The following is a 24,421-nucleotide window of genomic DNA, read 5'->3' as shown; positions in this document are numbered from 1 at the left end:
GGCGTCGTCACGTCGCGCGCACGAACGGGTTGCGCTCGCGCGAGGGGTGCTCGGCGATGCTAGTACGGGATGCTTTCGGCAACCTAGGTGGTGACAGGGGCGGGTCGCGCGGGCAAGGTGGGAACGTGATCACCGTCGAACTCGCCAGGTCCCTCCGTGACGCCGGCCTCCGCTGGCACCCCGAGACCGGGGACCGGTTCGTGATCGACAAGCCCGGCATCGACGACGACGTCTACACGGTGTCCGAGATGACCGTGGAGCGGCACGACTCCCCCACCGGCACGATCCTCGGCTTCAACGGCACCACCGAGTGGGCGCTCGACTCGGTCACCGCCACCGAGTCGCTCTGGCTGCCCCGCGAGGACCAGCTCCGCGAACTCCTCGGGCCCTCGTTCATCGGACTGACCCGGGTGCAGGTCGGCGGTCGCGTGGTCTTCACCGTGACGGCGACGATCGGCGGGGCCGACCGCAGCTTCGCGTCCGAGGTGCCGGCCATCGCCTACGGGCAGGCCCTGCAGGCGTACATCACGGCTGCGCTCGCTTGAACGGCGCGCCCGGTGTCGCCGTTCCTGGGCGTTGCCGGGATGGGCGCTGAGGGGCGTTTGGTTGCATGGCACCATGACCGTTCCGAACATCACCCTGAACGACGGCAAGACCATCCCGCAGCTCGGCTTCGGTGTCTTCCAGATCGACCCCTCCGAGACGAAGGCCGCCACGCTGGCCGCGCTCGAGGTCGGCTACCGCCACATCGACACCGCCGAGATGTACGGCAACGAGAAGGAGGTCGGCGAGGCGATCGCTTCGTCCGGCATCCCGCGCGAGGAGATCTTCGTCACCTCGAAGCTCAACAACGGCTTCCACGACCCGGCCGCGGCGCTGGAGAACGGCAAGAAGTCGGCCGACCTGCTCGGCGGCTACACCGACCTGTTCCTCATCCACTGGCCCCTGCCCACCGTCTCGGACTTCGTCCCGACGTGGAAGGCCCTCGAGGAGCTGTACCACGCCGGCACCGCCCGCTCGATCGGTGTCTCGAACTTCCAGGCGCACCACCTGCACCGCCTGCGCGCCGAGACCGACGTCCCGCCGTCGGTCAACCAGATCGAGGTGCACCCGTACCTCGTGCAGGACGACCTCCGCGCCGTGAACCGCGAGCTCGGCATCGCGACCGAGGCGTGGTCCCCCATCGCGCAGGGCCTCGTCCTCGACGACGAGACCATCACCCGCGTCGCCGCGTCGGTCGGCAAGTCCCCGGCCCAGGTGGTCCTCCGCTGGCACATCCAGCGCGGCGACATCGTGTTCCCGAAGTCGGTCACCCGTGCCCGCGTCGAGGAGAACTTCGCGATCTTCGACTTCGAGCTCTCGGACGAGGACATGACGGACATCACCGCCCTCGACAAGGGTCACCGCACGGGCCCCGACCCCGACACGTTCGACTACGTGCCGGCCTGATCGGTCCCAGCACCGTCGCGAGAGCCGTCCGGGTCAGCCCGGGCGGCTCTCGCCGTCAGCGGTTGGTCGCGACCGAGGCCGTCACCGTGAACTTCGGGGTCCGGACGACCTCACGGGTCGGCCCGACCAGGCGCGAGAGCACCGGCCGGTAGCGCAGGTGCGTGTTCCAGACGCACCACAGTTCACCGCCGGCCTGGAGGATCGTGGCCGCGTTCCGGAACATCGCCTCGGCCGTGTCCGTGGTCACCGTGGTGTCCGCGTGGAACGGCGGGTTGCAGAGCACGAGCTGCGCAGACCCCTCGGCGAGCTCGTCGCCCGCGTCGGTCCGCAGCACCGTCACCCGGTCGGCCACGCCGTTGGCCTCCGCCGTCGCGCGCGTCGACTCGACCGCGATCCGGGACACGTCGGTGGCGATCACCCGGACCGCGGGACGTCGGCGAGCCACCGCAGCGGCGATCACGCCGTTGCCGCACCCCAGGTCGACGACGGTACGAGCGGTCGGGACCGCCTGGTCCATCGCGTCCAGCAGCACCCGCGTGCCCTGGTCGAGTGACGCCCCGGCGAACACGCCGCCGTGCGCGACCAGGGTCATGCCGAGGTCGTCGACGTGCACCGACCGGGGCCAGGGGTTCGTCGTGGCGGCGCGGTCGGCCTGCGCTCGCAGGGGGTCCTGCGCGATGAGCAACCGGGACTTGCCGCGCCCCCTGGAAGCCGTGACCTCGCCGAACGAGCGCCGGAGCACGTCGTTCTGCGTCACGTGCATGTACTTCACGTTGCCGCCGCAGAGCAGCACCACGTCGGGCGCCGCGAACCGGGCGACGGCGCGGGCGATCTCGTCGAGCCGATCGTGCGACTTCGACAGCCGCAGCACCACGAGCCGCACGTCGCGGAAGGCGTCCTCGAGCGAGTCAGGGTGGTGGAAGCCGCGCAGTCCGAACGTGCCGGCGTTGGCCTCGAGCGCCCGCTCCCCCACCAGGGAGTCCTGCACGACGCGGATGTCGCTCGCCCCGTACTGCGTGATGAGGCCGAGCGTCAGCACCCCGTACCGGTCGTCGACGACCGCGACCTCGCCGGGCTGCCGGAGTGCGTCGCCGTGCACGTGCGGTGCTTCGTCGAGCAGGAAGCGGTCGGTGCCGTCGATCGCGATCAGGTCAGGCGCGTCGTCGTCGCGTCGGCGGAAGAGGTCGGCGAAGTCTGGCACCGCGTCAGCGTACCCGGCGGCTGACGTGTCGCGGTGAGGATCGCACCCGACAACGCCACGACCGAAGCCCCCGTCCGCTTCACCATCAACTGAGCCCCGGCTCACAGAACGTCCCCGGTGACCAGATGGTCACCGGGGACGTTCGCCGCTCTCCGACACTCAGCGCGGCCCGCGGTAGAGCACGATCTGCGTGTTCCGCTGCGGCCGCGAACCCGCCTTGAGCGAGATCGCCGCACCACTCGCGGTGGCGGCGAAGACCCGTGCACCGGGCCGGTTGATGAGCTGGTCGGCCAGCGCCGACTCGAGCTCCCGCACCCGGTCACGCAGCGCCTTGTTCTCGTTCTCCAGGTCGAGCACCCGCCGGATGCCCTCCAGCGACACCCCCTCGGAGCCGAGGCGCGCGATCTCGCGAAGCTGCACCACGTCGCGCATCGAGTAGCGCCGCGACCCACCCCGGGTTCGACCCGGCACGACCAGGCCGAGCCGGTCGTACTGCCGGAGCGTCTGCGGGTGCATCTCGGCGAGCTCCGCAGCGACCGCGATCGCGAAGACGGGCGAGTTCTCGTCCATGTCGGTCATGGCGCGTTCCTTTCCGTCGTCCGCGTGGGGTGGAAACCCGCCTGGAGGAACGGCGAGCGTCCGTCAGGAAGCCGCGCCGTTCCTCCAGGCCGGGTCGACTGCTGTGGTCGCGCGCGCTAGTCGCGCGCCTTGGCGAGGAGGTCCTCGCGGGGGTTCTCGTCGGGCAGCGCAGCCGCGAGTGCCTCGACGGCCTCGCGCTGCTTGTCCGACAGGTGCGACGGCACCGCGACCTGGACGGTCGCGAGCAGGTCGCCCGTGCCGTTCTTCGTCGTGACGCCACGGCCCTTGACGCGCAGGACGCGACCCGACGGCGTGCCGGGGGCGACCTTGAGCTTCACGGGCGGACCACCGAGCGTCGGGACCTCGATCGTCGCGCCGAGCGCCGCCTCGGTGAACGTCACGGGGACGTCCACGCGCAGGTTGAGCCCGTCGCGCTCGAACACCGGGTGCTTCCGCACCGACACGGCGACCACGAGGTCACCGGCCTCACCACCGTCGGGCGAGGGCTCGCCGCGGCCGCGCAGACGGATCTTCTGACCGTCGGCGACACCCGCGGGGATGCGGACGTTCACCGGTCGACCGTTGCCCTGCGACAGCTTGACGGTGTCACCGGCGATCGCCGTGGTGAAGTCGAGGGTCGTCGACGCCGTGACGTCGCGGCCCTTCGTCGGCCCACCGAAGCCGCGGTAGCCGCCGGAGGTCTGACCGAAGCCACCACCCCCGCCGAACATCCCGCCGAGGATGTCCTCGAAACCGCCGGCACCGCCCGGGCCGCCCTGGCCGAAGCGGACGCGCTGTCCGCCACCGCCCTGCTGCCCGAACATCCCGCCGAAGACGTCCTCGAACCCGCCCTGCCCTCCGCCGCCCGCCGTGAAGCGGGCGCCGGAGCCCATCGCGCGGACCTGGTCGTACTCCTGGCGCTGCTCCTTGTCGGAGAGCACCGAGTACGCCTCGCTGATCTCCTTGAAGCGGTTCTCGGCGGCGGCGTCACCCGGGTTGGAGTCCGGGTGGAACTGCCGCGCGAGCTTCCGGTACGTCTTCTTCAGCTCGGCGTCGGAGGCGTCCTTGGACACGCCGAGGACCTTGTAGAAGTCCTTGTCGAACCAATCCTGACTGGCCATGGATCACCTGCCTTCTTCTGTCGTCACCGTGGGGACCCGGCTCAGGCCGGGACCGCCACCGCGACCTTGGCCGCGCGGAGGACCCGCTCACCGAGCTTGTAGCCCGGCTCGACGACGTCCGCGACGGTCTGTCCGGTGGCACCCGGGGTGGGGAGCTGGACGATCGCCTCGTGGATGTTCGGGTCGAACGCCTCGCCCTTCTCGCCGATCTGCACCAGCTTGAACTTCTCGAAGCCCCCGCGGATCTTCTGGCCGATGACCTGCATCGGGCCCTCGGCGAGGTCACCGTGGGCCTCGGCCCGGGTGAGGTCGTCGAGCGCCGGCAGCAGTGCCCGCACCACTTCGGCGATGGCGACCTCGCGGTTGGCCTCACGGTCACGCTCGACGCGCTTCCGGAAGTTCACCAGCTCGGCCTGCGCACGGAGCATGTCCGCACGCATCTCGGCGACGAGGTCGCGGTCCTCGGTGCTCAGCTTGTCCTCGGCGATGCCGCGGGCTGCGTCGGCGAGCAGTGCTTCGTCCTCCGGGGAGAGATCATTCGCTGCATCGGCCGCCGGGCCCCCGGCGGCGGGGCCGTCCGTCGGTACTTCGACGTCGGGCCCCTCCGCATCGATGAGGTCCTCGGGCTCGGCAGCGTTCGTGGCATCGCCCTCGACCTGGGGCTCGTCCTCGTGGGGCGCGTTGTCCTTGGGATCCGTCATCGTTACTTCTTGTCCTTGTCGTCCTCGTCGTCCACGACCTCGGCGTCGACGATGTCCTCGTCGTCGGCCGGCTGCTCACCCGCGGGCTGCTCGCCACCGGCGGTACCGGCTGCTGCGTCCTGCTGGCTGTAGATGGCCTGGCCGAGCTTGCCCTGCGACTCGTTGAGCTTGTCGAAGGCGGTCTTCACGGCGTCGTCGTCCTCGCCCGCGAGAGCGGACTTGAGCGCGTCGACGTCGGCCTGCACCTCGGACTTGACGTCCGCGGGGAGCTTCTCGTCGTTCTCCTTAATCAGCTTCTCGATCGAGTAGACGAGCTGCTCGGCCTGGTTGCGACGCTCGTTTGCCTCGCGACGAGCCTTGTCCTCGGCGGCGTGCTCCTCGGCCTCGCGGACCATGCGCTCGATGTCCTCCTTCGGCAGCGACGAGCCGCCGGAGATGACCATCGACTGCTCCTTGCCGGTGCCCTTGTCCTTGGCGGACACGTGCACGATGCCGTTGGCGTCGATGTCGAAGGTGACCTCGACCTGCGGCACGCCACGGGGAGCCGGCGCGATGCCGGTGAGCTCGAAGGTGCCGAGCGGCTTGTTGTCGCGGGTGAACTCGCGCTCGCCCTGGAAGACCTGGATCGCGACCGACGGCTGGTTGTCGTCAGCGGTCGTGAAGGTCTCGCTCCGCTTGGTCGGGATCGCGGTGTTGCGGTCGATGAGCTTCGTCATCAGGCCGCCCTTGGTCTCGATGCCGAGCGACAGCGGCGTGACGTCGATGAGCAGGACGTCCTTGCGCTCGCCCTTCAGCACGCCGGCCTGCAGTGCGGCGCCGACGGCGACGACCTCGTCCGGGTTCACGCCCTGGTTCGGGGACTTGCCGCCGGTCAGCGACTTGACGACCTCGGCCACGGCCGGCATGCGGGTCGAGCCACCGACGAGGACCACGTGGGCGATGTCGTTGACCGAGACACCGGCTTCCTTGATGACGTCGTTGAACGGCTTCTTGGTGCGGTCGAGCAGGTCGGAGGTCATCTGCTCGAACTGTGCGCGCGAGATGGTCTCGTCCAGGTTCAGCGGGCCCTCGGCGGTGAGCGTCAGGTACGGGAGCTGAATGTTCGCCGACATCTGCGACGACAGTTCCTTCTTGGCCTGCTCAGCCGCTTCCTTCAGGCGCTGCTTGGCGATCTTGTCCGTGGACAGGTCGACGCCGTGCTCGTCCTTGAACTTCTTGACCAGGTAGTCGACGATGCGCTGGTCCCAGTCGTCGCCACCGAGGCGGTTGTCACCGGAGGTCGCGCGGACCTGGATCGTCGAGAAGTCGTCGTCCTTGCCCACCTCGAGCAGGGAGACGTCGAACGTGCCGCCACCGAGGTCGAAGACCAGGATGAGCTCGTCTTCCTTGCCCTTGTCGAGGCCGTAGGCCAGAGCGGCCGCAGTCGGCTCGTTGATGATGCGGAGGACGTTGAGGCCGGCGATCTCACCGGCGTCCTTCGTGGCCTGGCGCTCGGCGTCGTTGAAGTACGCCGGCACGGTGATGACCGCGTCGGTGACGTCCTCACCGAGGTACTGCTCGGCGTCGCGCTTGAGCTTGCCGAGGGTGCGAGCCGAGATCTCCTGCGGCGTGTACTTCTTGCCGTCGATCTCGGTGGTCCAGTCGGTGCCGACGTGACGCTTGACCGACGCGATGGTGCGGTCGACGTTCGTCACGGCCTGGCGCTTGGCGGTCTCGCCGACCAGCACCTCGCCGTCCTTCGTGAACGCCACGATCGACGGCGTGGTGCGCATGCCCTCGGCGTTGGCGATGACGGTGGGCTCACCGCCCTCGAGCACGCTGACGACCGAGTTGGTGGTTCCGAGGTCGATGCCTACTGCACGTCCCATGTGTGGGTACTCCTTCTGTCAGTGCTGGTGGTGCGAAGTCTGTTGCGAACTTGCGTCCGCATGGCTCAACTCTACACCGGTCAGGAGGCGCGTCAACGTCGGGTGGACAAAGTTGCGTTGATCACACTCAACTCACAGGGCCAGCGAGAGGTCAACGACTGGCATATCAGGTGATATTCTGTATCTACATGCTGCATTCGCTTCGGCGAGCTGTGGCGTGTCCCTTCCCGCACGGCCGCATCCTGCGGCCCGTCTCGAAAGATGCACATGTCTCACAAGAAGAGGGCTTCGACAGCTCTCAAGTCCATGGGCGCGGCCGGGCTGGCCGCAGCCACCATCGTCTCTGGTTTGTCGTTCGGCGCCCCTGCCGCTTCCGCCACTGCCGCTCCCGAACCGTCCAGTGCAGAAACACAGGCGAGTGATCGACTCATCGGCAAGTTCGTTCAGCTGAATCGGACGGGGTCGACAGACCCCAGGGCATTCGTGGGCGTCGCGGCTCCGACCTTGAACGCTGCTCCTGGCAGGGTGTGGAGCCAATCGAAGGCAACCGCACAGTCATCCGCGGGTACATATACCTTCCCTGCAGCTGGAAATCGTGGCCCGATCCGAGGTACTGGATCTGCCGCGGACTTGTGCTTGCAGCCGTCAAGTTTGTCGGTCGGCAGCGTCGTTCTCGGACGTGCCTGCACTGGAGCTGCGAACCAGGACTGGGAGTGGACCAACGTCTACAATCAGTTCGTTTCTGGCCCGGGACTCCGGCCGGTCGGGTCCACTTACACGATCGGGGCCTCCGACCCGGGTGATAGCGGCTTTATGTCGATCACCCACCTCACAGCAGAGCACTACGCCGACGCCGTCCTGCGTGGCGACCTCGCGGATGCAACCGCAGCGCTGTCTGCAACAGTCACGTCCGTGGACTACTCCGCCAAGTCGGCGGTCCTCTCCGGCACGGCGACACCGGGTGCGACGGTGACGATCGGCAGCCAGAGCGTCACGGTCGCGAGCGACGGGACCTGGTCGATGACCGTCTCGGGGCTCGCGAACGGGACGAACACGCTGACCGCGATCCAGAAGATCAACAACGTCGAGCACGACCGCAAGGACGTCACGGTCAACCTGGTCGAGGGCGGCACGCTCGTCGGCGTCGACCAGGGCCCGATCGAGCTCGCCCGCGGTACGACCACGGACGTGCCGATGGTGGTGCAGAACAACGAGGCACGTGAAAACGTCGACGGCACGGTCACGCTCACCGCGCCGGAGGGCGCTACGTTCGATGCGCAGTCCACGGTCCAGGGCGCGTACCGCGCCGTCGGGGCCGAGGAATGGTCCGCTTCGACGACGATCCCGCTGACCGACGGTCGTCTCTCGGACGCCGGGAAGACGATCACGTTCGATGCCGACTGGGCAGGAACCCGTCCCGCGGGTCAGCAGTACCGCTTCATGATGAAGGTCAACGTCCCCGAAGCCACGCGTGGTGGAACCGACAAGATGGGCTTCGTCTTCAACGGCACCAGCTCGGTCGGCACGTTCCGCGCGGCCGCAGCGACCTCGACCCACATCGAGGTCACGGAGCAGCCGTTGACGGCGAAGGTGGACTCGGTGAACCAGGCCGGCAAGTCCGCGGTCATCTCCGGCACCGCAACGCCCGGCGCGTTCGTCTACATCCCCGGCACCGGCGTCCCGGTCCGGGTCGCAGCCGACGGGTCCTGGACCATGACCGTCACGGGCCTGAAGGACGGCGACAACTCCCTCCGCGTCGTGCAGATGATCGACAACAAGGACATCGACGACAAGATCCTCGAGGTCACGATCAACGCGTCCGCGATCGTCGGGCAGGACGGCCCCGCCGTCACGCTCGAGCGCGACGCCACCACGAAGGTCCAGGCGCAGTTCCAGACCCAGGGCGATGTGTCCCGACCGGATGCGAAGGTCACCTTCACCGCTCCCGAGGGCACCGTCTTCGCCGAGGGCCAGGACACCATCCAGGGCAGCTACCAGAAGCCCGGCGAGGGCTGGACGAACCGTTCCCTGACCCTCACCAACGGTGACCTGTCCATGGACGGCAAGACCTACACCTACACGTTCAAGCCGACCACGTCCACGTGGACGCTGCCGGACGCGTCCCTGCTGCGCTGGGGCATCGACATCGAGACCCCGGCTGACGCGCCCGAGGCGACCTCGGCGATGACGACCAAGCTCGTCGGGACCGCTGTCGAAGGCTCCTTCGACACCACCTCCACCACGAAGACCACGATCGGTGAGGCCGCGAACCCGGTCGCTCCGATTGTCGTGGAGACTCCGGCGAACGGGTCGAACGTGACCGACAAGCGTCCGGTGTTCTCCGGCACGGGTGACGAAGGCGCCACGATCGAGATCAAGGGCGCGACCGGCAGGGTCGTCGCGACCACCACCGTCAAGGACGGCAAGTGGAGCGTCCCGGCCGGTTTCGACCTCGTCGACGGCAGCTACATGCTCACCGCGGTCCAGACACCGCTCAAGGGTGAGAGCACGAGCGCACCGATCAACTTCGTCGTCAAGGCGATGGTCCCGGTCACGTTGACCGCTCCCGCGATCGACTCGGACGTCTCAACGCCGAACCCGGTGTTCGAAGGCCGCGGCACCGTCGGAGCAACCGTCGTCGTGCGGGGCACCTACGGCACCGTCCTCGCCTCGACCACGGTCAAGGCGGACGGCACCTGGTCGGTCCCCTCGGCGGTTGCGCTCGCGATCGGCAGCTACGCCGGAACGGCATCCCAGACCGTCACCGGCACGACCACCACGGCACCGTTCAAGTTCACCGTCGGCCAGAACATCGCCCCGGTGACGCTGGAAACCCCGGCGGTCGGCGCTGAGGTCACGGACACCAACCCCGTGTTCACCGGTACGGGCCAGGCCGGCGCGACCATCGAGGTCAAGGGCACCTACGGCACGACCCTCGCCACCACGACGGTCAAGGCCGACGGCACCTGGTCGGTCCCCTCGGCGGTTGCGCTCGCCAACGGCGAGTACGCCGGCAAGGCATGGCAGACCGTGAACGGCAAGACCACCTCGGCGGACTTCCGGTTCACCGTCGTGCAGAACATCGCCCCGGTGACGCTGGAAACCCCGGCGATCGGCGCTGAGGTCACGGACACCAACCCCGTGTTCACCGGTACGGGCCAGGCCGGCGCGACCATCGAGGTCAAGGGCACCTACGGCACGACCCTCGCCACCACGACGGTCAAGGCCGACGGCACCTGGTCGGTCCCCTCGGCGGTTGCGCTCGCCAACGGCGAGTACGCCGGCAAGGCATGGCAGACCGTGAACGGCAAGACCACCTCGGCGGACTTCCGGTTCACCGTCGTGCAGAACATCGCCCCGGTGACGCTGGAAACCCCGGCGATCGGCGCTGAGGTCACGGACACCAACCCCGTGTTCACCGGTACGGGCCAGGCCGGCGCGACCATCGAGGTCAAGGGCACCTACGGCACGACCCTCGCCACCACGACGGTCAAGGCCGACGGCACCTGGTCGGTCCCCTCGGCGGTTGCGCTCGCCAACGGCGAGTACGCCGGCAAGGCATGGCAGACCGTGAACGGCAAGACCACCTCGGCGGAATTCCGGTTCACGATCGTCGCACCGATGATCCCCGTCTCGCTGACCGCTCCCGGCCAGGACGCGGTGGTCACCACCCCGAACCCGGTCTTCAGCGGCACCGGGACCCCGAACGCCGACATCACCGTCACCGGTGCTTCCGGGACGCAGCTCGCATCGGGCAAGGTGCGCAGCGATGGCCGCTTCGACGTCACCTCGACGATCGCTCTCGGAGCCGGTTCCTACTCCGGGACCGTTCGACAGGTCGCTGACGGCAAGGTGACCACCGCGCCGTTCCAGTTCCGCATCGAGTTCACTGCGGTGACGCTGGAGAGCCCGGCGATCGGCGCGAGTCTGACCAACGGCACGCCGGTGTTCTCCGGCAAGGGCACGCCCAAGGCTCCCCTGGTCGTCAAGGGCTCCGGCGGCACCACCCTGGCCGAGGGATCGGTCAAGGACGACGGCACCTGGACGCTGACGTCGACCGTGACGCTGGCACCCGGCAGCTACTCGGGCACCGTGCTGCAGTCCCTGCCTGGGGCGGACACGACCGCGCGGTTCTCCTTCACGGTGAGCTGAGCACTCCGAATCCGGAGCGCTCGTCGAGGCCCAGGCTCGCTCACCGCGACCTGGGCCTCGACCCTTCCATCCACACAACGCCTTCGACGTCAGGATCCCCTCATGCAGTTCATCAAGCCGATCACCATCGCCACCGCAGCACTCGCCCTCGCCACCCTCGCGGGCTGCTCGGCGGCAGAGACGAACACCGCGAAGCCCAGCTCCACCCCGTCAGCCACGTCGACCGCCGGGCCCGCGGTCAAGAAGGACGTCGCATGCAAGGACGGGACTGCGAAGGTCACCGACGACAGCGCCGAGTTCACCGTGAAGGGCGACTGCACGAACCTCGAGATCTCCGCTTCCAATTCACTCGTCACCGTGACGGGAGCCGTTGAGCACGTGTCGATCGCGGGTGCCATCAACTCGGTCCACGCGAAGTCGGTCGGGTCGGTGACCATCGGCGCCGGCTCGAACGGCAACGTGGTCAAGGCCGGGAACACGCCCACGGTCGACGACAAGGGCGCGCAGAACGAGATCACTGCGGAGTAGCGCGCACGCGAGCGTGCAACGCCCCCGCACAACGACGATGCCCCGGCTGCTCATCCCGAGCAGCCGGGGCATCGTCGTTCGCTCAGGATCGCCGTCGAACTGATCCATCGCACGGAGTGGCATCGGCGTCGCCTCCCCCCCCCCTGCCGACCTCCCAGGGGCAGCAGGAAGCCCCGGCCACTCCACACGGAGCAGCCGGGGCTTCCTGCGCAGAAACCTCAGCTGGCCAGGAGTGCCTCGGCTGCGGTTCCGAGTTGGCCGTCGATCCAGTCCTGCAGGCGCACGACGCCGGCGTCCAGGTTCCACTGCGGCTCCCAGTCGATCGCGGCCACCGTCGGAGCGACATCACACGCCGCGAACCGGACGTCGCCGTCACGGAACGCCCCGGTGACGTGCGGAGCGGGCGCTCCGTGGTGCTGAGCGATCGTCCGAGCGAGGTCGTTGATCGTCGATGGGACGCCGGACCCGATGTCGAACGTCGTGGTCCCGACCGAGCGAGTCATCCCGAGCGCCGCCACGAAGGCGTCGGCGATGTCGTCGATGAACACGAAGTCACGGGTGATCTCGCCGTCCTCGTAGATCGGGATGCTCTGCCCGGCACGGGCGAGCTGGGAGAACAGCGAGACGATGCCGGTGTAGCTGTTCGTCAGGGACTGCCCGGGCCCGAAGACGTTCTGCAGGCGCAGGACGGTCAACGCCGTGTCCCGCGCGCCGACCCAGGCCGCAAGGATCTGCTCCTGCGACAGCTTGGTCGAGCCGTAGACGCTGGTCGGATGCGGGACGTTGTCATCGGCGCGGGCGGGGAGCGGTGACAGTCCGTCGAAGTTCCACGCCCCACGCTCGAGCTGCGCGTGGCTGCGCTGGCCCGGGTACTGGACGTCACCGGCCTCGGACATCCAGCGCCCCTCCCCGTACACCGCGCGACTGCTGCTGAGGAGGATCCGCTCGGGGACGACGCCGTGACGGCCGAACCCGTCGAGCATGCGGGTGGTTCCGACGACGTTCACCTCAGCGTGTCGCGACGCCTCGTCGAGCGACTGCGCTGTTCCGGTCTCTGCCGCGAGGTGGATCACGATCTCGGGGCGGACGTCCGAGAGCACATCGTCCCAGACCTCGCTCCTCGTGATGTCACCCACCACGAGTTCTGCGGAAGCATGGAGTCCGACCGGTCGCACCCGCTCGGGATGGACCTGCGGATGCAGCGAGTCGACGACGACCCAGCGGGCGAATCTGCTCGCAAGCCGCTCAGAGAGTGCGCAGCCGATGAAGCCGGCGCCCCCGGTGACGAGGACAGTGTTGGTGGTGTTCATCTGTTTCCGCTTTCTTCTTCGGTGGAACGGTGGAGACGCCGACGTTCACGGACGGCATCGCGTGCTGACACGGCGACGTACCGGAGCACCTCGACGGCGCGACGTGGTGGGGCGCTGGCAGCACGGAGGTAGGGCGCGATGGGAGTCGCACCGGCTCGAGAACGGCCGGCCGCGAGGACACGGGCGGTGATCGCACGACGGTGCCGCTCGTTCTCCCACCAGTAGCGCCACGACCGGACGGCGCCAGGGGACGCGTAGAGCACGACGGACGTGGGGTCGGGGACGACGGCTCCGGGGCGCCATCCGCGTGCGAACAGGTCGTAGTCCTCGCACCAGCGGATCTCTGGGTCGTACCCGCCGGTGTCGAGGTACCACTCGCGACGGAACGCACTCGCCGGGTGCGCGACCGGCATCTGACCGCGTTCGAACATCGCGTCGACGGCGACGGAGTCGTGCGGGAACCGATCGGCGAGGATCGTCCGCGTGCCGCGCTGCTCGACGAGCCTGCCGAAGGTCGCGACCGCGGCAGGGTTCTCCCGAAGCTGACGGACGTGCGCCGCGAGCCTTCCGGGGAGCGCGACGTCGTCTGCGTCTGCGATCGCGATCACCGCTGCGGTCGTCGCTCGGATGGCGCGCTCGCGTCCGATCGATCGACCGACGTTGTGCGGGGATCGGAGCACGCGGAGCCTCGGATCGACGAGTGATCTCAGCGCGAGATCGGTCCCGTCCGTCGATCCGTCGTCGAACACGACGACCTCCAAGGCGACCTCGGTCTGGTCGAGGAGCGAGCGCACGGCGGGGACGATCGTGTCGACGGCGTTGTACGCGCTCATCACGGCTGCGATGTCTGGTCGACCACTCATCGCAGCACCCCGGTGAGTTCGTCCGCTCTGTCCCGACGCGCTCGTGTGCGTTTTCCTGTCGTCTTCGATCCTGCCGAGAGATCGACGGGGAGGCCGAGTGACAGCCCGATGAGCACCGCGGCGGGAAGCAGGACGAACGGGTAGACGAGGACGTTGTCCGTGGCGGCGGCAGCGAGTGTCGCCGTTAGAGCGAACAGCGCGGCCCAGTGGATCGGCTGGTCCGTCCGTGCGATCCGCTTGACGACACGGATGAGCACGAGCAGACAGCCCAGGACGAACGGGACCAGTCCGACGAGCCCCTCGTCGTGCAGGACGCGGAGGTACTCGTTGTGCGGCTGTGTGATCCCACCGAACCGTTCCGTCACGAAGACGACCGCCGACCCCGGGCCATGGCCGAGGAAGGGCGCGTGCATCGCGTTCTGGCTGACTGCTTCCCAGAGCGCCGAACGGCCGGAGGTGTTGATCGCGAGGCCACCGACCTCGACCGCGTTGTCACCGACGAGGAAGCGATCGCGCAACGGTGCGAACGTCGACAGGAGCGCCCAGGTGGCGAGCGCGACGCCGGTCACCGCGCCGCAGGCGAGCAGGATCCGGTGTCCTCGGCGGAGCCGGACGACGAGTCCCACCAACATGAGGATGCTGATCGCGGACGCCGTCCGGGACAGGCTGAGCACGATGGCCCCGACGATCACGAACGGAGCGGCACGGGCGAGGAGGTCTGCCGGTGGCAGCACCACCGCAGCGGACAGCAGCACGAGAGCAGTGAGGGCGAATGCACGGGTCATGTAGACGTCCGCACCCGACACACTGCCGACGGCGAACAGGACGGCGACCAGGACACCGACACCGGCGAACACCCGGAGCGTCGCGCCGGCGATCTCCACCGTCGCCGACCGCGCAGAGAACGCGATGCCGAAGGTGAACATGGTGAGGATCGCTGCGTTCTGGAGCCCGTCGGGGTTGGGAGCGAAGACGAGACGGACGACGACGAAGCCGTAAAACAGGAGCAACGGCAAGGGGACGGTTGCGAGTCCCGCTCCCACGACGAGCGGGGCCAGCGCGATGAGCACCGCCATGACACCGAGCGAGATGAACGCGGAGAGGCTCACCGGCCCCAGACCGACACGGCCACTCGTGTCGATCACGATCGCCATCGTCACCGCCACCCAGGTGAGCCAGGGCAGGGCCGGGGCTCGCCAGCGGTGTCCTCGGAACGATCGACGGCTCGGAAGGAACGTCATGGCGGGATGGACGCTCATCGGGCGCTCTCGTCGAGGACGTGTCGCCAGGCGTCCGTGTAGGCGAGCTCGGACAGACGCGCCGAGAAGGTCCGCGAGGCGCCAGCGGACAGTCGTCCGCGGAGTGCAGGGTCTCTGATCAGGGACTCGAGGGCATCGGCGAACGCATCCTCGTCGCCGACGTCGACGAGGAAGCCGTTGACACCGTGCTCGATGAGGTCTGGAACACCGCCGGTGCGGTACGCGACCACAGGCGTGCCGCTCGCGAACGCCTCGACGATCGTCAACGGCTGCGCCTCTTCGAGCGACGACGTGAAGGCAAGACACGTCGACACCGCCAACGCTTGCCACTTCTCGGGCGCGCCGAGCGCGCCCACGACCGCGACACGTGCCGCCACGTCGGCATCGACCAGTTCGCGTTCGACCGCTGCGACGACGTCTGCATCGGCGGGCGAACCCGCCAGTGTGAAACGCCAGCGCTCGGTCCCGGTGCGACGAAGGAGGAGTCCGGCGATCCGCACGAAGTCCTCGGCACCCTTGCCAGGGATGAGGTTCGACAGGAAGAGGACGCTGCACGGATCGGCGTCGGTGGTCACAGACGGCACCGGGCCCGGCGTGTTGGCGAGACAAAGTGCAGCGCGGCCAGGCAGGTCTGCGAGCAGGGACGGACCGAGTGTGACGATCCGGTCGCTCGAGCCGAGGAGACGATCGACACACCACGCCCACAACCGGCCTCGACGACGGAGGTCCTCGAAGCCGACCGAATGCACGTAGAGCACCAGAGAACTCCGGAAGAGCCGCAGGAGCTCGGACACGGCCCAGTCGACGAGGAACGATCCGCCCCGGGTGGTGACGAACACCACGACCGCCTCGGGCCGGAAACGGACGCTGGTCCAGACGACACGGGTGAGCAGTCCGACCACCGCGACCACCTTGCGCAGCGAAGGCACACCGACCTCGGCGACCGTCGCACTGAACCGACGGTCGACGAGTCGTGACGGTCGCCCCAGCCGCTCGAGCACGTCGAGGAAACGGAGGGTCATCACGGTCTGGCCGTGCACGGGCGGAGGAACCTGGCTGACGACCGCCACGCGTCTGCCGGTCATCGGCGTCGCCGCAGGGCCGCGCGGAGGAACACGAAGTTCCCGATGAGGTAACGCTTCCAGAGACGGCGCGGTTCGCTCGCGAGCCGGAAGACCCACTCCAGCCCGACACGGGTCATCCACTCCGGAGCCACTGGCTTCGTCCCCGCGATGAAGTCGAACGCCACCCCGACCCCGATCGCGACTTTCCCGAGGTGTTCGGCGATCCGTCGCGTCTCGACGTCCTGCAGCGGTGTTCCGAGGCCGACCCAGATGATGTCCGGATCAGCGGCGACGATTTCGGCGTCCTGAGCGGCGAGCTCGTCGTCGGTCAGTGGCCGGAAGTACGAGCGGTGCATCCCGACGATCGAGACGCCCGGGTACCGCCGCTCGAGTTCGGCGCGGAGGGACGCCAGCACCTCGTCCGTGTTGCCGAGCAAGAAGTGCCGGAGTCCCCGGCTCCGCCCCCGGTCCATCATGTCCGGGAACAGCGACGGGCCCCTGACCTGCGACAGCGCGCGGCCCGGGAGCACTCTCGACACCCACGTGAGGGGCTTGCCGTCTGGGTAGACGGCAGCCCCGGAGGCGATGAGCCGATGGTAGTCCTCGTCCTGCGCGGTGAGGGAGATCACGTACGAGTTCGCCAGGTGGACGTCACCGGCACCACCGCTCTGCGCGACCGCCGCGATCTGTTCGATCGCTTCATCACGGGTCGCGACGATGATCGGCACGCCCGCGATCTCCGTTCGCTCGAACTCGGCAAATGTCAGCATCTCGGTCCTTCACTCATCAGGTCGGTCACTCACGGGTCAGTGATATACTAACACGTGACATCCATAATGAGAGGGGCGCGAACATGCAGCGACTCGGCCGACTCGCGCTCCCCTTCGCCGCTCAGGCGATGCTGAGCCTGGGCCAGATGGGCATCACGATCGTCGGCACCGTCCGCCTGACTCCCGACGGATGGGGCCGTTTCGCCGTTCTGCTCTCCGTGTTCTTCGTGGCGGCCGGCTTCGTGCGCGGGTTCGGAGCACTACCCGTCGTCATCTACCTGTCAGGCGACCCGGAACGGTCTCGAGCGGCACGCCGTGCTGCGGTGCTGCTCACCCTCGCCGCAGCTGTTCCCGCGTCGATCACGATCGCGGTCGTCGGCCTCGGTCTCGCGACCGCCGCATCCGGACTCGCGCTCGCAGTGGCACTCGTCACGTACGCCCTGTACGACACGACACGATCGGTCGAGATGTCGGCAGTCCGCTACGGTCGCGTCGTCTCCACCGACGCCGTGGTCATGGTGGTCCTGGCCGGATTCTGTGCGATCGGGCTGTTGCCCGGCGTCGACGCGTCGGTGGCGCTGCCGGTGGCGATGACGATCGCGTACGGAGCGGGTGCCGCAGGACTCGCACTGCGAGGACGCCCGACCCGGTCGTGGAGCGTTCGGGTGTTCCTCGATGAGTACCGGCGGGACATCCCGTTCCTCGCGCTCGACGGTGTCCTGATCGGCACCACGATGAGCGCGGTGGTGATCGCGCTCGGCGCATCGACGTCACTCGCCGTGGCCGGCGCGTTCCGGAGCTGCACCACCCTCATCGCGGGGCCGTTCCAGATGCTGCAGACAGGACTCTCCCCGACCGTCATCCGCTCGATGCGAGGCCGCGCGGTCGAGGAACGATCGGCCGATCACCGGAATCCCACTCAGGCTGCGCCGTCGTCCTTCCGCGCACGGATGCGGTCGCTCGCCTTCCCCGCAACGATCGCTGCGAGCGCGATCCTGGCCGCTGTGCTCTGGGGCACGACGGCGGCTGCGGTCGTGCCGTTCGTCCTGAGCGCCGTCCACGTGACCGCGCTCTCCGACGCAGTCCCGTTCAGCGTCGTCGCTTGTCTCCTGGTGTCAGCACTGTGGACCAGCACCGTGTTCTCGACGTTTCAGCGCTACCGCCGGTCGAACGCCGAGCTCACGACTGTGCGGGTCATCACGCTCGCGTGTTCGCTCGGCATCCTCATCGCCGTGCCGTCGGACATCGCGGTACCCGTGCGGCTGATCGCCGCGACCACGCCGTGGGTCGTCGTCCCTGCTCTCCATGCCGCGCTCCGCTGGGCGCCCGTGTCGCGGCGACTCTGAAGGGCCCCGAGCCGAGAACGCGACGGTCGCACCCATCGTGCGTCAGGAGTGGACTGCTCCGAGGGCGGAACGGACGATCGCGTCGAGACCGTGACGAGCCCGCCACCCGAGTTGATCGGCCGCGACGGACGGGTCCGCGACGACCGCGGCGGGATCGCCAGCACGAGCTTCGGCGACCCGCAGGGTGCTCGGTCGCCCGAGGGCGCTGCTCACCTCGGCCACGACCTCTCGGACGGACGCCCCCTTGCCCGTGCCGATGTTGACCGGCCCGGCGAAGTCGCTGGCGTCGCGGAGCGTGTCGACCGCGGCGAGGTGCGCCCGTGCGAGGTCTGCGACGTGGATGTAGTCGCGGACGCAGGTGCCGTCGGGGGTGTCGTGGTCGTCGCCGTAGACGACCGGTGGCTCACCGCGACGGATCCGATCCACCACGATCGGGATGAGGTTCTTGGCAGCGGTGTCCGCGAGGTCGTCCCATCCGGCGCCGGCGACGTTGAAGTAGCGCAGCGAGATCGCCCGCAGACCCCAGGCGTCGTGCGCTGCGTCGAGCATCCACTCACCGATCAGCTTCGTCTGCCCGTACGGATTGATCGGCGAACACGGGGTCCGCTCGGTGACGACGACGTCATGCACAGCGCCGTACACCGCAGCCGAGGACGAGAAGACGATCCGAGCGACCCCGACCCCACGCATCGCTTCGAGCAGGTGCCCGAGCCCTCCGACGTTGACGCTGTAGTAGCGCTCCGGTTCGGCGACCGATTCCGCGACGTCCTTGAGGGCCGCGAGGTGGATGACCGAGGACACGTCGTGCTCGTGCATGACGTCGATGAGCACTGACGTGGCATCAGCGGCCGCGAGGTCGAGTTGGATGACGACGGCTTCGACCCGCGACCTGAGGCCGCTCGAGAAGTCGTCGACCACGACGACCGACTCGCCTCGCTCCTCGAGGAGGCGCACCACGTGCGAGCCGATGTACCCGGCGCCGCCGGTGACGAGGATTGACAAGTTCAACTCCCAGAGGGTTCGGGGTGGGTGAGGGCGGCGCCGACCGGGCGCGCGACGGTCGAGCCGACACCGCGGGTCATGTGGTCAGACCGCGCCGGCCGCGCCGCTCCTCGGGCACTGGCTCGATGACCGGGGTGTCGCCGTCGTAGTAGGCGTACTTGCCGTAGGACCCACCACCGGCACCGCGCATCGGCAGCATCTGGCCGACCACTCCGAACGTGACCGCCTTGACGGCGTCGAGCGCCCGGAGTGCCGCGACGACATCCGCCTTGCGGACCTTGCCGGCGGCGGCCACGAAGAGGATGCCGGCGACGGCGCTGAGCACGGCGGCATCGGCGACCAGCAGGACCGGAGGCGCATCGATCACGACGTAGTCGAAGTTGCGCTCCAGGTGTTCCACGGTTGCACGCATCGCAGCGGAGCCGAGCATCTCGCTCGGGTTCGGGGGGATGCGTCCGGACGGGAGCACCGAGAGCGCTTGCTCACCCCACGGCTGCAGGACGTCGGCGATCTCCGCACGTCCGATGAGCAGGTCCGTCAGCCCGGCGTTCCCCTCGATGCCGAGGTAGTCCGCCACACGGGGGCGCCGGAGGTCCGCATCGACGAGCGCGACACTCGCTCCGGTCTCAGCAAGGGCGATGGCCAGGTTCGCCGCGACGTAGCTCTTGCCCTCGCCCGGCCCGGAACTGGTCACCACGAACGAGCGGCCAGCGTCGCCGAGGCCGACGAACTGCAGACTCGTCCGGAGTCGACGGAAGGCTTCCGACCGTGGACTCCGTGGATCGGCGTGGACGATGAGGGGACGTTTCTGGGCGTCCGGATCGACGAAGATCCCGCCCAGGTAAGGGCGGCGAGCGACTGCCTCGATCTGCTCCGCGGTCCTGACCCTCGTGTCGAGGTTCGTCCGGAGCACCGCGATCCCGACCCCGGTCACGAGACCCACCGCGAGGCCGATCGCGAGCATCAGCGGGACCCGTGGAGCACTCGGCGCGCTCGGCACGGATGCCGGCGCGATCGTCTTCACGGCGATGAGGGACGGTCCGACGCTCGGTTTCTCGAGGTCCTCGGACACGACGCGTGCGAACGACTCCCCGACGGCGTTCGCGATGTCTGCCGCACGCTTCGCGCTGGTGTCCGTCACGGAGACCTCGAGGAGCACGGTGTTGGCGGGGGACGAAGCGCTGACGAGCGGCGCCAGTTCGGCTGCCGTCATGCGCGGCTCCAGCTCGCGTCCGGCCCGATCGAGGACGATCGGGCTGTTCACGACGTCGACGTACGTGGAGATAGCTTGCCGCGCGAAGCTCGTCCCCTGGTTCAGATCCGTACTGGCGGCGCCTTCTTGCGTACGGACGGAGACGTAGAGACGAGTCGACGCGGTGTATGTGGGTGTCGACGCAGCAGCGAGCGCACCACCGCTGAGGATGCCGAGCAGCGCCGTCGCCGTGATGAGGAGCCAGCTCTTGCGCAGGATCCGGACGTACTCCTGAGCCTCCATCAGGCAACACCTCGGTGGGCACCAGCGGGTTCGACCGTCTCGAACTGGAGCGGCTCGCTGAGCTGGTCGGTCGTGGTGACGCCCTCGCGCCAGTCAGCGATCCGTTGCACCCCGAGCACGAGGCGCTGGCGGAGCGCCTTCACCTGCGCCTGGGTCGCCGAGCGCTCCAGGGGGTCGAGTGCCCGGGTCGCAGCATCGACGATCTGCTGCTCCGTCGAGCCCGGCACGACCGCGGCCCGCTCACCCGTGATGCTGAGCCAGAAGTCGTCACACTTCGAGGCGTAGGCGAGCGGCACCGTGGGGATGCCCAGGCCGACCGCGGCGACGGCGCCGTGCAGTCGCTCGGTGAGCATGAGACTGCACCGGCTGATCTCCGAGGTCGTTGCGCGGACGTCGCCGTCGAACCGGTGGATCCGCGACGGGCGGTGCAGTTCGGACTGCAGGGTCCGACAAGCGGCGAGGTCGTTCGGGGACAGTGCGAACAACACGATCTCGGTGTCCGCCCCGGACATCCCGCGAACCGCCGCCGCGACCGACCGCGGATCGAACCGCGACGCCGGATCAGCACCGACGCTCACACCGACCGGGCCGTCGGCGTCATGGACGCGTTCGATGCCCGCCACGACCGGGTACAGCAGAGCAGGGTCACCGACGACAGCAGGACGACCCAAGGCCCGCTCGCACTCCACTGCCGTGAGCGGACCGCGGACACCGAGCAGGATCGATCGGAGCCCCGACCAGCGCCGCCAGTCGTGCCCCTGCAGGCCCAGGGCGAACGTGTCGGTCGACTCAGCAGCCCCTGCGCCGAGTGCGACCACTGCGTCTGCGCGGTACACCCGAGCAGCATCTGCCACGTGCCGCGCCCAGTTCTGGAAGCCGAGCACCGTCCCGCCACCGAGGAGGAGCATCCGCTCGGTACGACGTCCGGTGCGGTACGAGTGGATCGCGCTCTGGACGTCGGCGAGCCGCTCCCGTCGGGTCACCGGCGAAACGGCGTCGATCCCGAGGGCGAGACGCCAGGTCTCGAGGAGGAGTTCGTCGCCGTAGTTGCCGTGCCCCGTCCAGCCGAGGTAGACGACCTCGCGCGCTGCGGTTCGAGTGGTCATGTCGTTAGTATATCACGTGCTATATCCATAGCACGTGCCCGATATCATCGCGTATGTTTGTATTTCGTATGTAGAATGGTTACATGCGATCCCGACAGCAGCCCTTCCGTCTCATCCAGGCGCTGCGGTACGTCGCAGCCACCCTCGTGGTGATCGTCCACGCGTGCTACTACTCGGCGGAGCGCTTCGACGAGCACACCCCGCAGCTCGACCGGATCGGCGGACTGGGCGTTTGGCTGTTCTTCACGATCAGCGGTTTCGTGATGGTGATCGTCGGCGACGACCTCGGTCGGACGCCAGCGTCCTGGCACCGGTTCGCCCGGGCGCGGCTCGCGCGGGTCGTCCCGCTCTACTGGCTGATGACCACCATCAAGATCGCCGCGGTGGTGCTGGCCGGCTCGTTGGTGGTCAACTCGGCCCTCAGCCCGGGGACGGTCCTCGCGTCGTACCTGTTCATCCCCACTCACGATGAAGCGGGTGCCATCCACCCGCTCTGGGGCGTCGGGTGGACGCTGGTCTTCGAGATGGCGTTCTACGCGCTCATGACGCTCGCCCTGGCCATCCGGGTCGACCCGCTGGCCCTCTGCGCACCGATCCTCACGATCGCAGCCGCCACGTCACTCCTGCGCCCGGCCACCGGGTCAGCATGGTGGTTCTACGCCGATGACGTGACGCTCTACTTCCTCGCCGGGATGGTCATCGCCCGCGGGTGGCGAGCACGACGACCGGGCCTGACCGTCTCGTCGCTCGGCGGCATCGCGGTCTGCATGGGCGCCCTGGCCTCGTTGCGTGCCGAACGGCTGGAGGTCTCGGCGGCCGTCGTCCCGCTCGTGATCGCCGCTGTCGTGTTCTCGGCGGTCTGGCTGGAGGATCGGATCGGCCGGTTCGTGCCCCGCTGGGTGATGGCCGGCGGCGCTGCGTCGTACGCGCTGTACCTCGTTCATCCACTCCTGGCGCCGGTGGTGCCCGCAGTACTCGCCGCTGCGGGCGCGTACTGGGTGCCGTGGTTCGTGGTCGTCACGATCACCGTCGGTGCCATGCTCGCCGTGGCGCCGCTCGCCCACCGCTTCGTCGACCGTCCGCTCACTCGCGGGGCCAGCCGCCTGTTGCTCCCCGGGGCTCGAACCAGCCGTCGCCGCAGGTCCTCGAGCCCATCAGTCGCGCGATCAGGACCTCTGGACGCAGTCCGTACCGCAAGTCGGGGGACGGTCCGCGGCGGCATGTCTTCAACATCTCACATTCCGGGCGGCGCCGCTCCGGAAGGGTGACACCTGTGGAGAACTGCGAAGCTGGACGAGAACACGCGACGAGGACCTCACCCGTCCCGCCGCAGGAGGACTGACCTCTGCCGGGTAGTGTCGTCCCGTGCGATGGAGTCGAGTGAACTGGCCCTCCGTTGGCTACGTCTCCCTCGAGGACTTCGACGGCCAGCGCGAACACGTGACCCGGCTGCTCGAGGACGCCCCGCCCACGATCGCCGCGCTCCTGACGGTCAAGTGGACCGATTCGCGGATCGAACGCTGGGTCGTGGAGTCCGCCGACGCCGTCGTCGACCCGGATGCCGACGAGGACGACGTGACGACCCCTGTCGACCTGCCGGGCCACGGTGTGCCCGACCCGGTCGTCGTGCACGCCGACATCGTGGTCCGCAACGACGAGGTGCTCGACACCCCGAGCGGCCTGTGGCGCCGCTGGAACCACGCCAGGGTGTCGCTCCGGTTGCGCGACGCCGTCATCGACCCGCCGGGCGTCGACCCCGCAGCGCTGCTCGCCGGCGATGCGCACGTCGCCCGGGGCGAGCTCGAGTACCTGAACGAGCACGACGCCTGGGAACTCCGCCTGCTGATCTCCCCCGTCGGTGAGGTCGCGATCCGGTTCCGGGGTGTCCGGGTGGCGATCCGGAGCGTCGCCGAGACCGTGTACTCCGGCCTCGAGTCGCGCCCGGCACGCGGCTGGCACGGCCCGGTACCGGACGGTTGGGTGGAGTGGGCGACCGAGGTGGTGCGGGCCGCCGCGTACGGCGACCTCGGCGGGCTGCACCTGGCCGACGACGCGAGCGACGTCGACGACGTCGACCCCCGCTGGGGATTCGCGCCGCTGCACGCCGCCGCGTGGTTCGACCACCCCGAGATGCTCGAGGAACTCCTGCGCCGCGGGGCGACCCTGCAGCTGGAGGACACCGAGGGGCGGACGCCGCTGACGCTGGCGATCGACCGCGATGCGCGACGGGCGGTCGACGTGCTGGTCGCAGCGGGCGCCGACCTGGAGGCCCGTGACGGCGACGGCAACACACCGATCGTCCGCGCTGCGTGGGGCGGCCACGCCTCGATCGTGCGTGCCCTCGCCACCGCGGGTGCGGACACCAGGGCGCGCGGGTCACGGGGCGCGACGCTGCTGATCGCGGCTGTCGACTCCGGCGACCTCGACACGGTCCGGGTCGTGCTGTCGCTCGACGTCGACCGGGACGCCGCCGACGACGAGGGCTCGACCGCTGCGGACCGCGCGGAGCTGCTCCGCGAGACGGCCGTCGCCGACCTGCTCGCCGCCGCCTGAGCACTGCCCGCACCACGACCCGTGGGCCGACCCGTGCCGGACGTGACGAAGCGC

Annotated in this window: 20 protein-coding genes; 7 read left to right on the top strand and 13 right to left on the bottom strand. The window is 68.9% G+C overall.

Going from position 1 to position 24,421, the window contains the following annotated elements; genetic code table 11:
- Positions 1 to 125: 125 nt before the first annotated feature.
- On the top strand, positions 126 to 545 hold the full coding sequence (locus tag DEI85_RS02290) for a hypothetical protein (RefSeq protein ID WP_027464885.1): 420 nt from the start codon (positions 126 to 128) through the stop codon (positions 543 to 545).
- Positions 546 to 618: 73 nt separating this feature from the next.
- Positions 619 to 1,449: an aldo/keto reductase gene (locus tag DEI85_RS02285; protein WP_027464886.1), complete on the top strand. Its 831-nt coding sequence runs from the start codon at positions 619 to 621 to the stop codon at positions 1,447 to 1,449.
- A 55-nt stretch (positions 1,450 to 1,504) separates the two neighbouring features.
- Here DEI85_RS02285 and DEI85_RS02280 read toward each other — a convergent pair whose 3' ends face one another.
- The 5 genes from DEI85_RS02280 to dnaK all read right to left on the bottom strand — a co-directional run bounded on the left by DEI85_RS02280 (position 1,505) and on the right by dnaK (position 6,919).
- Positions 1,505 to 2,650 (bottom strand): class I SAM-dependent methyltransferase, encoded by a 1,146-nt coding sequence (locus tag DEI85_RS02280; protein WP_110858745.1) that lies wholly within the window; start codon positions 2,648 to 2,650, stop codon positions 1,505 to 1,507.
- Between the two features lie 159 nt (positions 2,651 to 2,809).
- Positions 2,810 to 3,220, bottom strand: coding sequence for a heat shock protein transcriptional repressor HspR (locus DEI85_RS02275; protein WP_027464889.1), 411 nt, complete (start codon positions 3,218 to 3,220; stop codon positions 2,810 to 2,812).
- A gap of 125 nt (positions 3,221 to 3,345) precedes the next feature.
- Entirely contained in the window at positions 3,346 to 4,350 is a 1,005-nt protein-coding gene (locus tag DEI85_RS02270; RefSeq protein ID WP_111123504.1) for a DnaJ C-terminal domain-containing protein, read from the bottom strand.
- A gap of 41 nt (positions 4,351 to 4,391) precedes the next feature.
- Positions 4,392 to 5,051 (bottom strand): nucleotide exchange factor GrpE, encoded by a 660-nt coding sequence (locus tag DEI85_RS02265; RefSeq protein WP_146248994.1) that lies wholly within the window; start codon positions 5,049 to 5,051, stop codon positions 4,392 to 4,394.
- A 2-nt stretch (positions 5,052 to 5,053) separates the two neighbouring features.
- Positions 5,054 to 6,919 (bottom strand): molecular chaperone DnaK, encoded by a 1,866-nt coding sequence (gene dnaK / locus DEI85_RS02260; RefSeq protein ID WP_110858742.1) that lies wholly within the window; start codon positions 6,917 to 6,919, stop codon positions 5,054 to 5,056.
- A gap of 912 nt (positions 6,920 to 7,831) precedes the next feature.
- Here dnaK and DEI85_RS02255 point away from each other — a divergent pair.
- Together DEI85_RS02255 and DEI85_RS02250 are read left to right on the top strand one after the other, a co-directional pair.
- Positions 7,832 to 11,071 carry an Ig-like domain-containing protein gene (locus tag DEI85_RS02255; protein ID WP_284183457.1) on the top strand — a complete coding sequence of 1,080 codons (3,240 nt, stop codon included), beginning with the start codon at positions 7,832 to 7,834 and terminating at the stop codon, positions 11,069 to 11,071.
- Positions 11,072 to 11,173: 102 nt separating this feature from the next.
- Positions 11,174 to 11,599 carry a DUF3060 domain-containing protein gene (locus DEI85_RS02250; protein WP_111123506.1) on the top strand — a complete coding sequence of 142 codons (426 nt, stop codon included), beginning with the start codon at positions 11,174 to 11,176 and terminating at the stop codon, positions 11,597 to 11,599.
- 218 nt (positions 11,600 to 11,817) lie between these two features.
- Here DEI85_RS02250 and DEI85_RS02245 read toward each other — a convergent pair whose 3' ends face one another.
- Genes DEI85_RS02245 through DEI85_RS02225 form a run of 5 tightly spaced genes read right to left on the bottom strand, consistent with a single transcriptional unit; the run spans position 11,818 to position 16,823 of the window.
- A complete protein-coding gene (locus DEI85_RS02245; RefSeq protein WP_110858739.1) occupies positions 11,818 to 12,909 on the bottom strand; it encodes an NAD-dependent epimerase/dehydratase family protein in 1,092 nt (363 codons plus the stop codon).
- A complete protein-coding gene (locus DEI85_RS02240) occupies positions 12,906 to 13,772 on the bottom strand; it encodes a glycosyltransferase family 2 protein (protein ID WP_111090161.1) in 867 nt (288 codons plus the stop codon). Before DEI85_RS02240 ends, DEI85_RS02245 begins: the two co-directional genes overlap by 4 nt.
- Positions 13,769 to 15,031, bottom strand: coding sequence for an O-antigen ligase family protein (locus DEI85_RS02235; protein ID WP_111123507.1), 1,263 nt, complete (start codon positions 15,029 to 15,031; stop codon positions 13,769 to 13,771). Before DEI85_RS02235 ends, DEI85_RS02240 begins: the two co-directional genes overlap by 4 nt.
- Complete coding sequence (locus DEI85_RS02230) at positions 15,028 to 16,101, bottom strand: glycosyltransferase family 4 protein (protein WP_284183456.1); 1,074 nt, start codon at positions 16,099 to 16,101, stop codon at positions 15,028 to 15,030. The genes DEI85_RS02235 and DEI85_RS02230 overlap by 4 nt, the downstream gene beginning before the upstream one ends.
- An 11-nt stretch (positions 16,102 to 16,112) precedes the next feature.
- The gene (locus DEI85_RS02225) at positions 16,113 to 16,823 is read right to left on the bottom strand and encodes a WecB/TagA/CpsF family glycosyltransferase (RefSeq protein WP_284183455.1); all 711 of its coding nucleotides are present in this window, start codon (positions 16,821 to 16,823) and stop codon (positions 16,113 to 16,115) included.
- A 125-nt stretch (positions 16,824 to 16,948) separates the two neighbouring features.
- On the opposite strand from DEI85_RS02225, the gene DEI85_RS02220 reads away from it, so the two are divergent.
- Positions 16,949 to 18,211, top strand: coding sequence for an MATE family efflux transporter (locus DEI85_RS02220; RefSeq protein ID WP_111123508.1), 1,263 nt, complete (start codon positions 16,949 to 16,951; stop codon positions 18,209 to 18,211).
- Between the two features lie 42 nt (positions 18,212 to 18,253).
- Here the strand turns inward: DEI85_RS02220 and galE are convergent, their stop codons facing one another.
- The 3 genes from galE to DEI85_RS02205 all read right to left on the bottom strand — a co-directional run bounded on the left by galE (position 18,254) and on the right by DEI85_RS02205 (position 21,814).
- Positions 18,254 to 19,219 carry a UDP-glucose 4-epimerase GalE gene (gene galE, locus DEI85_RS02215; protein ID WP_502868683.1) on the bottom strand — a complete coding sequence of 322 codons (966 nt, stop codon included), beginning with the start codon at positions 19,217 to 19,219 and terminating at the stop codon, positions 18,254 to 18,256.
- 70 nt (positions 19,220 to 19,289) lie between these two features.
- The gene (locus tag DEI85_RS02210) at positions 19,290 to 20,708 is read right to left on the bottom strand and encodes a tyrosine-protein kinase domain-containing protein (protein WP_111123510.1); all 1,419 of its coding nucleotides are present in this window, start codon (positions 20,706 to 20,708) and stop codon (positions 19,290 to 19,292) included.
- On the bottom strand, positions 20,708 to 21,814 hold the full coding sequence (locus tag DEI85_RS02205; RefSeq protein ID WP_111123511.1) for a polysaccharide pyruvyl transferase family protein: 1,107 nt from the start codon (positions 21,812 to 21,814) through the stop codon (positions 20,708 to 20,710). The genes DEI85_RS02210 and DEI85_RS02205 overlap by 1 nt, the downstream gene beginning before the upstream one ends.
- A gap of 83 nt (positions 21,815 to 21,897) precedes the next feature.
- Between DEI85_RS02205 and DEI85_RS02200 the strand changes: the two genes are divergently transcribed.
- Entirely contained in the window at positions 21,898 to 23,082 is a 1,185-nt protein-coding gene (locus DEI85_RS02200; protein ID WP_111123512.1) for an acyltransferase family protein, read from the top strand.
- Positions 23,083 to 23,179: 97 nt separating this feature from the next.
- Positions 23,180 to 24,367: an ankyrin repeat domain-containing protein gene (locus DEI85_RS02195; RefSeq protein ID WP_146248995.1), complete on the top strand. Its 1,188-nt coding sequence runs from the start codon at positions 23,180 to 23,182 to the stop codon at positions 24,365 to 24,367.
- Positions 24,368 to 24,421 lie beyond the last annotated feature (54 nt).

Source organism: Curtobacterium sp. MCBD17_026, assembly GCF_003234895.2.
Taxonomy (GTDB): Bacteria; Actinomycetota; Actinomycetes; order Actinomycetales; family Microbacteriaceae; genus Curtobacterium; species Curtobacterium flaccumfaciens.
The sequence above is the reverse complement of the archived record's forward strand: the minus strand, read 5'-3'. Positions and strand labels throughout refer to the sequence as shown.